The sequence below is a fragment of the Bifidobacterium myosotis genome (assembly GCF_002259745.1).
Taxonomy (GTDB): domain Bacteria; phylum Actinomycetota; class Actinomycetes; order Actinomycetales; family Bifidobacteriaceae; genus Bifidobacterium; species Bifidobacterium myosotis.
The window spans coordinates 70203-85714 of record NZ_MWWW01000006.1 but is presented as its reverse complement, the minus strand read 5'-3'; the positions used below and the strand labels follow the sequence as shown (position 1 = coordinate 85714).

Here is a 15512-nt window from a genome sequence, read left to right as displayed (position 1 = left end):
CACGACGCCCCCATACGCAGCCCGCGGCCACCGCCGGTGGCATGCCGGTCTCGACTCGCTCCTCCATATCCTTGGCGGCAAGTATCCGCGAATCCCAGAGCATCAGCGATTGGGCGATGGCGGGATCGGTCTCGCCCAGAATCAGGGCCTGGCCTCCGCGCGATCGGGGCGCGCACAGTGAGACGGCCCGCATCCATGCCGTCAGTGTGTCGAGTCTGGCATCCACCCCCAACGCGTACAGGCTGGTCCAAGCGTCCAGTATGGCCACCGCACGGTATTCGTGGCCGGCTGCGCCCTGTTCTGTGCTGACGGGCCGTACGCGAGGTTCGAATCCTGGCGTCGCGATGACGATCATTGGTCGGCACGCCACATCCGGCACCAGCCCCTGCGCCTTGCTGGAGAGCACCACCGGCACCCCGCGGAACAGGCCGGCCAATTCGGCCGCGGTGCCGGCGGCACCCACACGCACGACACGCATGCGCTCGTGATGACATCCCGGGCATGTCCAATTGATGGCGGCTGCACCGCACCAGCGGCATCGTGGCGTGGCATCCCGTCCGTCCGACGACCGTTGCAATGGCCCCGCGCATTTCGCGCATCGGGCCTGCCGATGGCATTTCGCGCAGCTGAGCGTCTCGCTGATGCCATCCTGGGGGATGGACAGCAGTACCGGCCCACTCTCCAAGGCCTTGCTCAACACGCGCACTGCAGTGTGCGGCACTCGGGCGCCGATGCTTGGGTCGGCCAGCCGGGCCAGCTCATCCCGATTGAGCCATCGCACCCACGGCGTGGCGTCCTTGAGCGGCGATGCCAGTGGATGGATCGCCGTGGAATACCCGCTCACCGGCGTCTCCACAGTGTCCGGTCCCGTGTTCTCCCACTGGCTTTGCGGCGTCCGCGCGTTGGCCATGGCCACGAACACGCCGTCATGTGCCTTGGCTCGCAGCCTCATCACGCCACGGGCCTGAGGATAGGGCATCATGCCGTCCATGTTCTGATAGGCGGCATCCTCCAATATCGCGAACAGGGCCGGTCCCTGAACCGGGGCGTACATGACGGCGCGCGTGCCGACGACCACCTTCACCTGACCCAGCGCCACCGCCAGATAGGCGCGGTAACGGTCGGCTGCTGGCATGGCCTCTGCATTGAGCACGGCCACATCCCCGGTCCATCCTCCGGTGGGGGAGGGGGCGAATCGCGTGAGCCCGTAATTGCGCAGCATGGGCAGCAGATCCTCCACCTCGCGCATGGTGGGCAGCTCCACCACGGCGCTTTTGCCTGCGGTCAGGGCCGTGGCCACCATCCAGGCCATGTCCCGCTGCCACTGCCGCGCGCCGGGCATCAGATCGAAGACGAAGGATTGGAACCGGTTGCCGGTAAGCCCGTCCTGCAGTACGGAGGCCTGCGCGTAATTGGCGGCGATGCGCCGATACCCCTGCGCAGCGCCGTCGGCCAGCCCGGTGCCCGGTGCCCGGTGGAACGACGCCGCAAGTCGCTGCTCATCCTCGACCTTGGCCACACGCGGCGGGACCGCGAACCGGAGAATATTGGCGCGGGTGCCGCCATAGGCTTGGGCGATCAGACCGATGTCCTCCCGCATCGAGGCGGGGACGAGCACGTCGGGGCTGAGCACACGTTCGAGGTATCGCAGCGAGGAACGGGGTACGTCACTGGAGGCGCCGCGCGACCAGATCACCCCGCTGATGCGCTGCCCCCCGAACCGTACCCGTACCAGCACGCCGGGCTGTGCGGCCTCGCTGTCCTTCTCCTCGATGAGATAGTCGAAGGTCTGCCCCAGATGCAGCGCCTGCACATCCAGCACCACATGGGCTATGGGGTCATGCTCGGCCGGAGTGCGCTCCGCGGACGCGCGTTTGCGACGCTTGCGTGGGGCAAGCCCCGCGAGCGTCAGCTGTTCGGCGTCCTGTGCAGTCATGGGTCCACTATAAATGCGTAAAAGAAAGACGGTAAAATTTTACCGAATCCGTCGAAAACATGCGGTTTATTCATGCTTCACAGCCTCACAAGGGACGCATTGCCCTCGAAAGGCCGATAGCGGTGGCCGGCGTGAAGCCGATAGCGGCGGGAGCGGCTCCGCAATCGACTTCACCAACAGCCGCTCCCGCATCATCCCGGCAGGGCCTCCTTTCGGCAGACCCCATTCCGGCAGGGCCGCATCCTGGCAAGTCATCCTTCCGGCAGAAGGCCCGCCCGTATGCGGCCACCCGCATCACCGCAACGCTACTTGCGCAGAAAATCGAGCACCCGGCGCAGGTCACGCTCATTGATGGCATCGTCCGCGGCCAGCTGCGTCTTCGGCTTGGCGCAAAACGCCAGCCCCAGACCCGCAGCCTGAATCATCGGGATGTCGTTGGCGCCGTCGCCCACCGCCACGGTCTGGCTGATCGGCACACCCAGACGCTGCGCCCATGCCTGCAGCGCGTGCAGCTTCACGGTCTTGCACACGATCTCACCGACCACCTTGCCGGTGAGCCTGCCATCCTCGACCTCCAGTCGGTTGGCGATCCAATAATCGATGTGCCCCTCGGCGGCGAGGCGGTCCACCACCTCATGGAAGCCGCCGGACACCACGCCCACCTTCCAGCCGTGCTCGTGCAACGTGTCGATGAGCTCCAACGCGCCCTGGGTGAAATGCAGTTTGTCATGCACGGTGTCGAACACGGAGACGGGAAGCCCCTTGAGCAGGGCCACGCGGGCGCGCAGGGCATCGCAGAACTCAAGCTCGCCGCGCATCGCGCGCTCGGTCACCACCGCGATCTCCTCACCGCAGCCGGCGGCCTCGCCCAGCTCGTCGATGACCTCCTCGTCGATCAGCGTGGAGTCCACGTCCATGACCAGCAGACCCGGCTGCGCCAACGTGGGCAGCGAGACGGTGCCCGACGTCGCCTCCGCTCCGGCCACCGTCTCGGCGGCGACGGCATCGGCGAGACGGTGGCCGCCGCCGACGGTCCCCTCGGACTTGTCAACAAAATGCACATCTTCTTGCGTCATGCATCCGATTCTCGAAAAACCTTGGGACAATGCCCCCTATGAGTTTTTCCCAGGCCTTGACCCTTGCCACAGCCAACGCCCCGGCGGCCGCCGCGCATGCCGTCCAAACCGTCCGGACCCTCACCACGGCATCCGTCGACCCCGTCCCCGTATGCTCGGCCGCCGAGCCCGGTCTCATCGGCACCATCACCGCATGGCTGGTGAGTCTCATGGACACCATCGGTGGCGTCGGCGTGGCATTGGCCATCGCCCTCGAGTCGATCTTCCCTCCCATCCCGTCCGAAGTGATCCTCCCGCTCGCCGGTTTCACCGCGGCCCGCGGCACGCTGAGCCTGCCCGGCGCGATCATCTGGGCCACCGTCGGTTCGGTGCTGGGCGCATGGTCCCTCTACGGCATCTCGCGATGGGTCGGGCTGCACCGCATCAACCGCGCCGCCGACAAAATCCCCGGCGTCAGCCGTGAGGATGTGGGCAAGGCCAACGACTGGTTCACCAGGTACGGCACATGGTCGGTGCTCATCGGCCGCGTGATTCCAGTGGTCCGCTCGCTCATCTCCATCCCCGCCGGATTCAACCGCATGAACTTCCTGCAGTTCACCGGATGGACGTTCCTCGGCTCGGCCGTGTGGAACACCATCCTCGTCTCCGCCGGATACCTGCTCGGCGACCAGTGGTGTTCCATCCAGGGCGCGCTCGGCGTATTCGAGGATCTGGTCATCGTCGCCGTGATTGTGGTCATCGTGTGGTTCGCGGTCCGCAAAGTGCGTACGCTGATGCGTAACAGGAAATCCCAGCAATAATGACCGCGCGCCCGCATGGGCGAAGGAACCGTATGACCTCAACCGAAGAACTCGCCGCCCTGAACGACCGGCTCATGGCCAAGAACCACGCCCTTGCCGAGGCGCTGAGCCGCGCCGGCAAGGAGCTCGTCAAAGCCAAGTCGCAGCTCGCCCAGCTCGCGCAGCCGCCGCTCACCTTCGCCACGATGGTCAAGGTGGACTCCACCCATACCGATGAGGACGGCATCCAGCACGCCAGCGCCGAAGTCGTCTCCGGTAGCCGCCGCATCGTGGTGCCCGTCGCGTCGAACGTCAACGCCGCCCGCCTGACCTCCGGCGCCACCGTGATGCTCAACGAGAAGCTGGTGCTGGTCGAACAGCGCGACACGGACACCGTGGGTCAGATTCGCACGGTCAAACAGACGCTGGACGACGGCAGGATCATCGTGACCGACGCGTCGGGCAATCCCGTGGTGCTTCGGCGCTCCGGCGCGCTCGCCTCCGCTGCGGTCAACCAGGGTGACCGGGTGGTCGTGGACCCGTCCGTGCGCATGGCGCTTGAGGTGCTGCCCGAGGAAGGCGACCGCGATATGGTGCTCGAGGAGACGCCGGACGTCTCCTTCGCCGACATCGGCGGATTGGACGAGGAGATCAGCCGCATCCGTGACGCCGTGCAGCTGCCGTTCCAGCATCGCGCGCTGTTCGAACGCTACGATCTCAAGCCGCCGAAGGGCGTGCTGCTCTACGGCCCACCCGGCAACGGCAAGACGATGATCGCCAAGGCGGTGGCGAACGCGCTGTGCGACGGCGGATACGACATCAACGGCGACGGCACCGTGAACGGAACCGAACGGATGGTCAACGGCGTGTTCCTTTCGGTCAAGGGGCCGGAGCTGCTCAACAAATACGTGGGCGAATCCGAACGGCTCATCCGCCTCATCTTCAGGAGGGCCCGCGAACGCGCCGCCGAGGGCAGGCCCGTGGTGGTGTTCATCGATGAAATGGACTCGCTGCTCAGGACCCGAGGCTCCGGAGTCTCCTCGGATGTCGAGACCACCATCGTGCCGCAGTTCCTGTCCGAACTCGACGGTGTGGAATCGCTCGACAACGTCATGGTGATTGGCGCCTCGAACCGCGTGGACATGATCGACCCCGCCGTGCTGCGGCCGGGCCGGCTCGACGTCAAAATCCGCATCGGACGGCCCCGGCTCGCCCAGGCCGTGTCCATCGTGAGTCATTACCTCACCGACGAACTGCCGCTCGAGGAGGGCGCGGACTCGCATGACCTGTCCGAGGCGTTGGTGCGGGACATCTATGAGGTCTCCGAACGCCGTCACCTGTGCGACGTGCAGAACGAGGCAGGCCAATGGTCCGCACTGTATCTTCGGGATGTGGTCTCCGGCGCCATGCTCAAAAACGTGGTGGACCGGGCCAAGACCCGGGCCGTCAAACAGTCCATCGAAACCGGGCAGGACGTGGCCATCACCGTGCCGTTGCTCGCTGCGGCGGTGGAGGATGAATACCGGGAGACCGGCGATTCGATGGTAGACGTCGATCCCGTGCAGTGGGCCCTCATCAACGGCATGGACCCGATTCGGCGTATCCGGGCGCGCCAGTGAGCTGATGGATCGGAGCAGGGAACGGAACCCAAGACAAGGAGCATGTGCATGACCGTCAGACGAGTGATGGGCACCGAAACCGAATATGCGGTCTCGCTCAACGGGGCCGGCCGGTACAATCCCGTGCAGCTGTCCTTCGACGTGGTCAACGGCGCGGCCGACGCCAACAGCCGGTCCATCCGATGGGACTACCGTCAGGAGGACCCGGTCAACGACGCGCGCGGCACGCGGCTCGAGCGCGCCGCCGCCCGACCCGACATGCTTACTGACGCCCCGCAGCTCAACATCACCAACGTGATCGCGCCCAACGGCGGCCGTGTCTACGTGGATCATGCCCATCCCGAATACTCCGCGCCCGAAACCACCGATCCGTTCGAGGCCGTGCGATACGACCATGCCGGCGACCGCGTCATGCAGTCCGCCGCCGAGCGTGCCGCCGCACGCACCGGCACGCCGATCGTGCTCCATCGCAACAACGTGGACGGCAAGGGATCGTGCTGGGGCACACACGAGAACTACATGATGGACCGCGCCGTGCTGTTCGACGGGGTGACGCGGTTGATGACCCTCCACTTCGTGACCCGGCAGATCTACGCCGGCTCCGGCCGCGTCGGCCTCGGCGAATCGAGCGAGGTGCCCGGCTTCCAGCTAAGCCAGCGCGCCGACTATATCCACGCCAAAGTGGGATTGCAGACCACGTTCGAGCGGCCGATCATCAATACCAGGGACGAATCCCACGCCACGGATGACCGCCGTCGGCTGCATGTGATCGTCGGCGACGCCAATCGCATGGATGTGCCGCAGGTCCTGAAGCTCGGCACCACGAGTATGCTGCTGTGGCTGCTCGAGCATGCGGCGGAGGCCGGATTCGACATGGATGGGTTCATGGACAGGCTGGAACTGGCCGACCCCGTCGATGCCATGCATATCGTCTCCCATGATCTGAACCTCGACGCCCCACTGCGGTTGGCGAACGGAGGCACGACCACCGCATGGCTCATCCAGCTCAAACTGCGGCAGGCCGTCTATCAGGTCGCCGCGCTGGTGGACGGTACGGATACCGCAGGGGAGCCCTCCTGGCCCGACAAATCCACCACATCCGTGATGGCGATGTGGGGGCAGGCGCTCGCCGATGTCGCCGCGATCCGTCATGCCGACGATGAGGAGCGGCTGACGATGACGAACGAGGCTGGTCGCGTCGAATGGCTGCTCAAATGGCAGCTGCTGGAGAGACTGCGCCGGAAGATCACCGGTACGGCCGGCGTTCCCGATGCGTCCCACAAGCCGTCCGAGGCCGGGGAGGCGGCGGTATCGCGTTCCGGAGCCGCGCACGGCGCACCCGGTTGGGCGGACCCGCGACTTGCCGTCATCGATCTGAAATGGGCGGCGCTGGACCCTGCGGACAGCGTGTTCGCCAAAATCGCCTCCCGTACCGAGCGGGTCAACACCGAAGCCGAGATTGCCGAGGCCGCTGCCGAACCGCCGGAGGACACTCGTGCATGGCTCCGGGCCATGCTGGTGCGCCGGTTCGGTCCGGAGGTCGCCGCGGTGAGCTGGTCGCGCCTCACCGCCCGTGATCCGGAAGACGCGCGGCACGACGATGCCACGGAATTCTACGGCAACGCCGGTCATATGGCCGCTCCCGACCGGCATCTGTTCTCGCTGGACATCTCCGATCCGCTCGCCTTCACCAAGACGCGGTGCGCCGGGCCGCTCGCACAGGCCGGACACGCCATCGACCTGCTCAGGGCGTTGGCATAGCGTAATCGATGCCGATAGACTGGAGAACTATGGAAGACACACGTGAAGAGACGCCGCAGTATCTGCGAAGCCTGGCGCTCAAGGTCGCCGGTCTGCTCGAGGAGGCGGGGCAGCACGCCCTGCAGGACCAGCTCAACCCGAAGAACCTCGTTTCCATTACGGGAGCGGAGGGCAACAGCTACCTCAAACTTGAGGTCGATGGCAAGATCCTGCGCTTCATGAGCACCCGTCTTGCGGACGTCGCCCACTTCGATGGCTTCTGGACCACCCGTCCCGCCGAAAGTCGGCCGGGCCAGCGCTACTGGTACATCGGCAAGATCGACGGCGTGATCAACTACACTCGGCGCATGAGCGAATGGACGCTCACCGTCGCACTGTTCGAATTCGACGAGAACCGCGAGCCCAAGCCCATCCTCGGTGTGGTGCATGCCCCGGCGCTCGGCCTGACCTATCTGGCCGCCCGTGGCGCCGGCGCCGTGCGCATCCACAAGACCTCGGTGGGGGAGAAGCGCGATAAGGTCGTTCCGTCGATGACCGCCTCGCTCGACGGCTCCGTATTGAGCTATGGTATGTCCTTCATTCCGGGCGAGTCGCAGCGCGCGCTCGACGTGGCCTCCGCGCTGGCCGGACGTCCGGCGGACATCAAGCGCGTGGGACCGGCCTCGCTCGACTTGTGCAAGGTGGCCGACGGCACGTACGATGCCTACTTCGAGCCGATGCTGCATGTGTGGGACATCCCCGCCATCGCCGCCGGAACCGTGGTGGTGTGGGAGGCCCAGGGCACGCTCGGCCGATGGAACGGCGACCGCATCCACTGGCGTCATGACAACGACGTGGTGGCCACCAATGGGCTCATCGTCCGCGAGCTCATGCAGTACCTGAAGTAACGGCGAAGTCAGCTGGTTTTTCAGCCGGTTTTAGATGACATAGGCTCTCCCGATCGGCTCCCCTCGCTGAGGGGAGCTGGCGGACGCCTTGTCACAGTCGCAACAGCGCAATCAGCAAGAACAGCACGAACAATAAGAACAAAAGAAAGCATCATGCCACAGCAATTCGAACAACCGCAAGCCCAATCCAATGAAGCCCATGACGAGGAGGCGCAAGCCGCCGTCCAGTCTCAGGATCAGACGCAGGACCAATCCGACGCGCTCGACGACATCCTCGACGACATCGAATCCACGTTGGAGACCAACGCCGAGGAATACGTCAACAGCTTCGTGCAAAAGGGCGGCGAGTGATGCCCCAGCTGCGTGACAGCGGCACCAGAAGCCTCCACGCTGCGGAACCCGTGCCATCGGCGGAGATGGACGGGTTCTGCCGTATTTTCGGCGTCGAAACCGAATACGGCGTGGCGGTCACCGGTGCCAGCAGGCCCGTGGACGCCGGGCAGGTGGCGATGACCATGTTCCAGCCCATCGTCTCGCGGTCCCGGTCCACCAACACCTACCTGTCCAACGGCTCCCGCCTGTATCTCGATGTCGGCTCGCATCCCGAATACGCCACTGCCGAGGCCCGCTACCCACGCGAAGCGTTGGTGCAGGACCTCGCCGGCGAACGGGTGATGCGGAACCTCGCCCTGAAGGCGCAGACGAAACTGCGCGAGTCGTACGGCGAACACGCCACCATCCATGTGTTCAAGAACAATGTGGATTCCGCAGGGCACGCCTTCGGATGCCATGAGAACTATCTGGTCCGCCGCTTCGTGCCGTTGGAGGCCATCGAGCACCAGCTGCTGCCGTTCCTCATCACACGCCAGCTCTATACCGGGGCCGGCCGCATGACCCCGGACGGCTTCCAGATCACCCAGCGGGCCGATTTCCTCGACGAGGCCGTTTCCTCGGCCACCACGCGCTCACGCCCAATGGTCAACACGCGCGACGAACCGCACGCCGATCCGGACTCCTTCCGCCGCCTGCATGTCATCATCGGCGACTCGAACCGTTCGCAATGGGCCACATGGATGAAACTCGCCGTGACCCACCTCGTGCTGTGCGTGATCGAGGAGGCGGCCCGACGCGGTGTGCCGAGCGGCTTCGAGGCGTGCGCTCTGGCCGACGCCGGCGCGGCCAATCGCGCGGTCAGCCACGACGTGACCTGTCGCAAGGCCCGACTCGCCCTTGCCGACCCGGCTGCGTATCGGGCGGTAGGGGAGTCGCTGCCGCATGAGCGTCCGGATACGGATTCCGGCTCGATCGTGGATTCGATTCCTGGTGCCGCTGATAGTGATAGTGACGGTGACGGTAATGGTGACGCCGTTGATCGCACCGATATGCCGACCGCACTGGACATCCAGTACCGGTACCTGGCGATTGTGGAGCGCTTCGTCGGGCAGCACATGGATGCTCTGGAGGACGACGGGCGGGATGGTGCGGCCGTAGACGGCATCGGTCCGTTGGCGTCGGATGCCGGACCGTCGCACGTCATCGCCGAATGGCGCTCCGCGCTGGACGCGCTGAGGGACGGCCGTATCGATGATCTCGCCGACCGTGTGGACTGGATCGCCAAGAAGCGTGTGCTCGATGCGCTGAAACGCCGCCGCCCCGACGCGACGTTCGCGCAATTGGAACAGTTCGAACTGGACTACCATGACATCGCCAACGGCCGGCTGTACGACTCGCTGGTCTCGCGCGGACAGCTGCGGGAGCTGGTGACGACGTCGGACGTCGAGCGCGCCATCCATGAGCCGCCCGCCGATACCCGAGCCGCCCTGCGCGGCCGGTTTGTGACCGCCGCCCTCGCCGCCGGCGCCCAATTCTCCGCCGATTGGACGCACCTGACCGTGACCGCCCCCCAACGCCACGAAGCCGTGCTCCTCGATCCGTTCGATGCCGACGAAACCCCGGAATTCACACGGCTTATGGAGTCGCTCGGCCGCTGACGCCCCGGGCTGTCCTCCGAACCGGTATGGTGGATATGTTCGGCATGGACGGCGGAGGGAGTATGCGGCGCATGTTCACGGTGGCGGTGGTCGAGGATGACGACAATGCGGTGGCGAGGCTCCGGGCCTGTCTGGAGCGGTATGAGCAAACGCATGAGGGCGTGCGGTTCAATGTGACCGTGTTCGGTGAACCGACAGCGTTCCTGGACCCGTACAAACCGGTGTGGGACATCGTGTTCATGGATATCGAGATGCCGAATATGGACGGCATGGAGGCGGCGCGCCGACTGCGCGTCCTCGATTCGGAGACCATACTCGTCTTCGTGACGAACATGGCGCAGTTCGCGGCCAAAGGCTATGAGGTCGATGCGCTCGACTACATCATCAAGCCATTCGCCTATCCGGATTTCGAGCGCAAGCTCGGCCGGGCCATCGCCATACGCGAGGAGGAGTCGGCCGCGGTGATGATCATGCAGCGCGGCGGCACCAGACGTGTACTGCTGCGTGACATCGAATACATCGAGGTGCGCGATCACAGCCTGATCTACCACACGGAGTCCGGCATCGTCACCGGCAGCGGATCGTTGCAGGATGTGGTGGACAAGATCGGTCAACGCGGATTCCTCCGGTGCAGCAAGGCGTTCGTGGTCAACATCCGGCACATCGTTGCCGTTCAGGGCAATGACCTCACGCTCGGCGGAGGTGAGACGATCGCCATCGGACGAACCTACAAAAAGACCTTCATGACCGATCTGGCCGCCGGCATGGCCGACGGCACCGTGTTGTGAGGGCGTCGCCATGGGGCAGATCATACGGTTCTTCGACGCGAACGGCATGGTGTTCGAACTGCTGATCACCACGCTGATGTTCACCTGGTGGCTGGAACGCCGTCCGGGGTTCGCGGCCCGCTTCGGTCTCGGCATGGCGGCGCTGCTCGTCGGCTCCGGCCTCTGGCGGCTGCTGGTGCCGGTCAATCTGTGGACGGTCAGCGCGGAGAACATGCTCGCCTACGTGACGTACACCGTGTGGATCGCCCTGTGCTGGCGCGTCAACATGCGTCAGGCCGTGTTCTACTTCGTGATGGGCGGCACCCTCCAGCATTTCGTGTACCGGGGTGCCCGGCTCGCCTCCACATGGCTCCACTATTTCTGGGAGGACGCCTCCTGGATCGACACGTACGTGTATGCGCTGATGCAGATCCCGTTCTTCGTGATCGGGTACTGGTGCTTCGCCAGGCCTCTGGTGTGCAAACAGACCTCCGCATTGGCGGGGCGCTCGGTGCTGATGCTCCTGTTCGGCATGCTGCTGTGCATCAGCGTCTTCACGAACCTGTTCAACGCGATGGTCGGTTCGCAGGTGGGGCCGGCCGCCTTCGGGATATTCAGCGCGTTCGACCTGGTCACCTGCGTCTTCGTGATGCAGCTCGCCATCGAAATAGTCATCAATCAGGTCGCCCGGTCGGACGGCGAGGTGATGCGCGAGCTGCTCCGCCAGCAGAAGCAGCAGATGGCCGCATCGAAGGCGACCATCGACCTCATCAACGTGAAGACCCATGATCTCAAAAAGCAGATCGCCTCACTTGGCGCGGCCATATCCGATGACCAGGTCAGGGAGCTGTCCGGGCTGGTCGACATGTATGACGCCTCGGTGCGCACGGGCAATGAGACGTTGGACGTGCTCATGGCGCAGAAATCGATGGAATGCGAACAGCAGGGCATCCGTTTCGACCGGATGATTGACGGTTCGCTGCTCGCCTTCATGAATCCGGTGGACCTGTACTCGTTGTTCGGCAACGCGATCGACAACGCGCTGGAGGCGGTCGCGCGGCTCGACGCCGGCGAGGACCGGTACATCTCGGTGCGTGTGCGGCGGGATAAGGGCATGGTGATGATCCGCGTCGAGAACCCGTTCGCCGGCGATCTGACCTTCGAGGACGGGCTGCCCCGCACCTCCAAGGACGATGCCCGGTACCACGGGTTCGGCACCCGTTCGATGCGCATGATCGCCGAGCAATACGATGGCACGATGGCCATATCCGCGAGGGGAGGGGTCTTCCGGCTGACCGTGATCCTCCCGCTGCGTGACGCCGATGCCGGCCGGTGACGGGTGCCTATCTGCCTGTCACCGGTTTTCCAATGCTCCCGCCATCTGGTCGGGCATACACCCGCCACCCGAGCCCGGTGCCGTTCACCCCGCGAAAACGACCGTTCACGCAACGGCATTTGAGCGGTGGCCGCACCCATCCGAGACTTGAACCGAAGGCGCGCACAGTGGGGCGCCCAGATATTCAAGGAGGATGAGATGTTCAAACGAACGAACTTGTGGCGGGGACTCACCGCCATCGGCGCGTTGCTCCTCGCCGTCGCCATCATGGCGGGATCGATCATGGAGACCTATCGCACGTCGCTTGACGCATTCGCCGGCACCCGCAGCCAGCGCACGGTGACCGACCAGTCCGCGGACGGCGGCAACAGCTGGACCTACCAGTCCGAATTCAAGTCCGCCAAGGAGGCGTACGAGGGCTGGAAGGCCTTCGCCAAGGAGGAGGCGCAGGAGACCTTCGCACTGCTGAAGAACAGCAACGACGCGCTGCCGATCTCCAAGAACGCGAAGATCACCATGTTCGGCGTGCGCAGCTACGCCCCGGTGTACGGCAGCTCCGGCGGATCGATCGCCGACGGCAACTCCACCGTGGAGATCACCGACGCGTTCAAGGAGTCCGGTTTCGACATCAACCCGTCGATGCTCAAGGCCTATCAGGAATACTTCAAGGACAAGAAGTGGACCACGCCGCAGTTCGGCAGCGGCATCATCCCGGAATACGCGGAGATCACCAAGTACGACGATCCGTCCGAGCTGAGCCTTGACGAGCTCGCCCAGCTCAACCCCGACTACAACTCCCAGTACAAGGACTACAACGACGCCGCCATCGTGGTCGTCGGCCGCCCGGGCGGCGAGAACGGCGCGTACAACATCGGCGAGGACGGTCTGGCCGACGGTGTGCACACCGCGAACGGCAACATCCTGAGCCTTTCGGATGAGGAGATGGCGTTGGTCAAGGAGGCCGAGGCCAACTTCGACAAGGTCATCGTGCTCGTCAACTCGGCCAACGCGATGGAGATCTCCAACCTCAAGAACGACCCGAAGATCGACGCGATCCTGTGGGTTGGCCTGCCCGGCTCCTACGGCTTCTACTCCGTGGCCGATGTGCTCAACGGCACCGTCTCGCCGTCCGCCCACTTGGGCGACGTGATGGTCACCAACGCGGCCGTGTCGCCGGCCATGCAGAACTTCGGCGACATCCCGTGGTCGAACGCCTCCGACTTCTCCGAGGACGCGGCCGTCAACTCCTACCTCATCGAATCCGAAGGCATCTACACCGGCTACCGTTACTACGAGACCCGCTACGCGGACATCGTCATGGGCAACGGCGGCGAGGAGGCCTCGGCCGGCACGTACTCGAACACGGACGGCACCGTCGCCACCAAGGACGGCACCTGGGACTACGCCAACGAGGTCGTCTACCCCTTCGGCACCGGCCTGAGCTACACCACGTTCAAACAGACGCTTGACAAGGTCGAGATCTCCGGCGACAAGAAGACCGCGACCGTCACCGTCACCACCGAGAACACCGGTGACGTGGCCGGCAAGTCCGTCATCCAGCTCTACGCCTCCGTGCCGTACACCGACTACGACAAGAAGAACGGCGTGGAGAAGTCCGCGATCCAGCTCATGGACTTCGAGAAGACCGACTCCCTGAAGCCGGGCGAGAAGCAGACCATCACGATGGACGTCGACATGACGAACATCGCCAGCTACGACGCCAACAAGGCCAAGACCTACATCGTCGATCCTGGCGACTACTACTTCGCCATCGGCGACGACGCGCACGACGCGCTCAACAACGTGCTCGCCGCCCAAGGCTACGACGAGTCCGACGGCATGACCGCCGCCGGCGACAAGTCCAAGACCTACCAGTGGACGTGGGACGGCGACGTGGACGCGGCGACGTTCTCCACCTCCGACACGGGCACTGCGATCACCAACCAGCTCTCCGACGGCGACTACTCGATGGACTACAACTCGTTCGAGGACGGCACGGTCACGTACCTGACCCGTTCCGACTGGAACGGCACCTTCCCGAAGACCTATTCCGGCCTGACCGCCGGCAGCGAGGTCTCCAAGCTGCTCAACAATGATTTCATCGAGCTGGCCACCAACGACGACGTCTCCGACATCACCATCGGCGACAAGTCCGCCAGCGACCTGACCATCAACGATATGAAGGGCGCCGCCTTCGACGACGAACGCTGGGACGAGCTGACCTCCAAGGTCTCCGTCAAGGAGTTCATGTCGTTCGCCGAGAACGCGTTCCACATGATCGGCGGCATCGAATCCGTCGGTCTGCAGGACATGACCTCCGACGACGGCCCCGGCGGCTCCGACTCGCACACCCTGTCCGAGGGCCAGTATCAGGGCAAGGCGTTCTCCGATGCCAAGGACGAGGCCTACGCGAACAAGACCTCCCGCGTCGCCCCGTCGCCGACCAACCTCGCCTACAGCTGGAACAAGGAGCTGGCCTACCGCAACGGCGAACTGATCATCGGCGAATCAAGCCTCGTGTTCAACCTGCCGATCATCATCGGCCCGGCCGCGAACCTGCACCGTCACGCCTACAACGGCCGCGGCGTGGAGTACTACTCCGAGGACCCGATCCTGTCCGGCTACATCGGCTCCGCCGCCGTGCAGGGCGCCCAGTCCAAGGGCACGCTGGTCAACGTCAAGCACATCGCGTTCAACGACCAGGAGATCAACCGCTCCGGCATCGCCGTCTTCATGAACGAGCAGAAGGCCCGCGAGATGGAGCTGCGCAACCTGCAGCAGCTCATCGAGGGTAAGGGCAAGCCGGCCTCGTTCGAGACGGATGACTCCAAGGCGGACGCCTACACGCAGGGTGCGCTCGGCGTGATGACCTCCTACAACCGCATCGGCGCCGTGGCCTCGTCCGCCAATGCCGGCGTGATGGTGAACATCCTGCGCAACGAGTGGGGCTTCACCGGCTACAACGTCACCGACTTCACGTCCGTGTCGCCGCACGCCGCGCCGAAGGAGTCCGTGCTCGCCGGAACCACCGCGTTCTGCGGCTTCGGCAACCAGGGTGTGACCTACTGGGATGCGGACACGCTGTCCAAGGACCGTAACATGCTGCTGGCCATCAAGCAGAACGTCCACTATGCGCTGTGGGCGCTCGCCAACTCCAACGCCATGAACGGCGTGAACTCCACCACCCACACCGAGAACGTCATGACCTGGTGGCGTGCGGCCTACATTGCCGCAATCGCCGTCACCGGCGTGGTCACCGCAGGCGGCGTGGTCGGCTACATCACCGTGCGCGTCCGCGGCGCGAAGTCCGTGGCCGCTCCGGCCGGCATCTCCTCCAAGTAGGAAAGGAAGGGAAACGAC

At 64.8% G+C, this 15512-nt stretch carries 11 protein-coding genes; 9 read left to right on the top strand and 2 right to left on the bottom strand.

Translation table 11 applies throughout. The features are described 5' to 3' along the window. Together BMYO_RS04090 and serB are read right to left on the bottom strand one after the other, a co-directional pair. A partial coding sequence (locus BMYO_RS04090; protein WP_094667251.1) for a primosomal protein N' occupies positions 1 to 1936 on the bottom strand: 1936 nt, incomplete at its 3' end. 305 nt (positions 1937 to 2241) lie between these two features. After that, on the bottom strand, positions 2242 to 3012 hold the full coding sequence (serB, locus tag BMYO_RS04085) for a phosphoserine phosphatase SerB (RefSeq protein WP_094667250.1): 771 nt from the start codon (positions 3010 to 3012) through the stop codon (positions 2242 to 2244). Between the two features lie 29 nt (positions 3013 to 3041). Here serB and BMYO_RS04080 point away from each other — a divergent pair, with 29 nt between their 5' ends. From BMYO_RS04080 to BMYO_RS04040, 9 genes are all read left to right on the top strand, one after another. Continuing rightward, a complete protein-coding gene (locus BMYO_RS04080; RefSeq protein WP_375137705.1) occupies positions 3042 to 3812 on the top strand; it encodes a DedA family protein in 771 nt (256 codons plus the stop codon). Further along, complete coding sequence (gene arc, locus BMYO_RS04075; protein WP_420807290.1) at positions 3812 to 5410, top strand: proteasome ATPase; 1599 nt, start codon at positions 3812 to 3814, stop codon at positions 5408 to 5410. The genes BMYO_RS04080 and arc overlap by 1 nt, the downstream gene beginning before the upstream one ends. Before the next feature lie 48 nt (positions 5411 to 5458). Further along, positions 5459 to 7171, top strand: a complete 1713-nt coding sequence (gene dop, locus BMYO_RS04070; protein ID WP_094667247.1) for a depupylase/deamidase Dop — start codon at positions 5459 to 5461, stop codon at positions 7169 to 7171. Positions 7172 to 7200: 29 nt separating this feature from the next. Next, positions 7201 to 8058 (top strand): inositol monophosphatase family protein, encoded by an 858-nt coding sequence (locus tag BMYO_RS04065; protein ID WP_094667246.1) that lies wholly within the window; start codon positions 7201 to 7203, stop codon positions 8056 to 8058. Positions 8059 to 8211: 153 nt separating this feature from the next. Then, positions 8212 to 8409 carry a ubiquitin-like protein Pup gene (locus tag BMYO_RS04060; protein WP_094667245.1) on the top strand — a complete coding sequence of 66 codons (198 nt, stop codon included), beginning with the start codon at positions 8212 to 8214 and terminating at the stop codon, positions 8407 to 8409. Then, entirely contained in the window at positions 8409 to 10049 is a 1641-nt protein-coding gene (locus BMYO_RS12560; RefSeq protein ID WP_094667267.1) for a proteasome accessory factor PafA2 family protein, read from the top strand. Before BMYO_RS04060 ends, BMYO_RS12560 begins: the two co-directional genes overlap by 1 nt. A 71-nt stretch (positions 10050 to 10120) precedes the next feature. After that, on the top strand, positions 10121 to 10837 hold the full coding sequence (locus BMYO_RS04050; protein WP_094667266.1) for a LytR/AlgR family response regulator transcription factor: 717 nt from the start codon (positions 10121 to 10123) through the stop codon (positions 10835 to 10837). A gap of 10 nt (positions 10838 to 10847) precedes the next feature. Then, positions 10848 to 12152, top strand: coding sequence for an ATP-binding protein (locus tag BMYO_RS04045; protein ID WP_094667244.1), 1305 nt, complete (start codon positions 10848 to 10850; stop codon positions 12150 to 12152). 198 nt (positions 12153 to 12350) lie between these two features. Then, positions 12351 to 15494, top strand: coding sequence for a glycoside hydrolase family 3 protein (locus BMYO_RS04040; RefSeq protein WP_094667243.1), 3144 nt, complete (start codon positions 12351 to 12353; stop codon positions 15492 to 15494). Positions 15495 to 15512: the final 18 nt, after the last annotated feature.

What these genes read in the sequence shown, in the direction of transcription:
- serB (WP_094667250.1), bottom strand. Translation starts at nt 3,012, where the DNA reads ATGACGCAAGAAGATGTGCATTTTGTTGACAAGTCCGAGGGGACCGTC.
- BMYO_RS04080 (WP_375137705.1), top strand. Translation starts at nt 3,042, where the DNA reads ATGCCCCCTATGAGTTTTTCCCAGGCCTTGACCCTTGCCACAGCCAAC.
- arc (WP_420807290.1), top strand. Translation starts at nt 3,812, where the DNA reads ATGACCGCGCGCCCGCATGGGCGAAGGAACCGTATGACCTCAACCGAA.
- dop (WP_094667247.1), top strand. Translation starts at nt 5,459, where the DNA reads ATGACCGTCAGACGAGTGATGGGCACCGAAACCGAATATGCGGTCTCG.
- BMYO_RS04065 (WP_094667246.1), top strand. Translation starts at nt 7,201, where the DNA reads ATGGAAGACACACGTGAAGAGACGCCGCAGTATCTGCGAAGCCTGGCG.
- BMYO_RS04060 (WP_094667245.1), top strand. Translation starts at nt 8,212, where the DNA reads ATGCCACAGCAATTCGAACAACCGCAAGCCCAATCCAATGAAGCCCAT.
- BMYO_RS12560 (WP_094667267.1), top strand. Translation starts at nt 8,409, where the DNA reads ATGCCCCAGCTGCGTGACAGCGGCACCAGAAGCCTCCACGCTGCGGAA.
- BMYO_RS04050 (WP_094667266.1), top strand. Translation starts at nt 10,121, where the DNA reads ATGTTCACGGTGGCGGTGGTCGAGGATGACGACAATGCGGTGGCGAGG.
- BMYO_RS04045 (WP_094667244.1), top strand. Translation starts at nt 10,848, where the DNA reads ATGGGGCAGATCATACGGTTCTTCGACGCGAACGGCATGGTGTTCGAA.
- BMYO_RS04040 (WP_094667243.1), top strand. Translation starts at nt 12,351, where the DNA reads ATGTTCAAACGAACGAACTTGTGGCGGGGACTCACCGCCATCGGCGCG.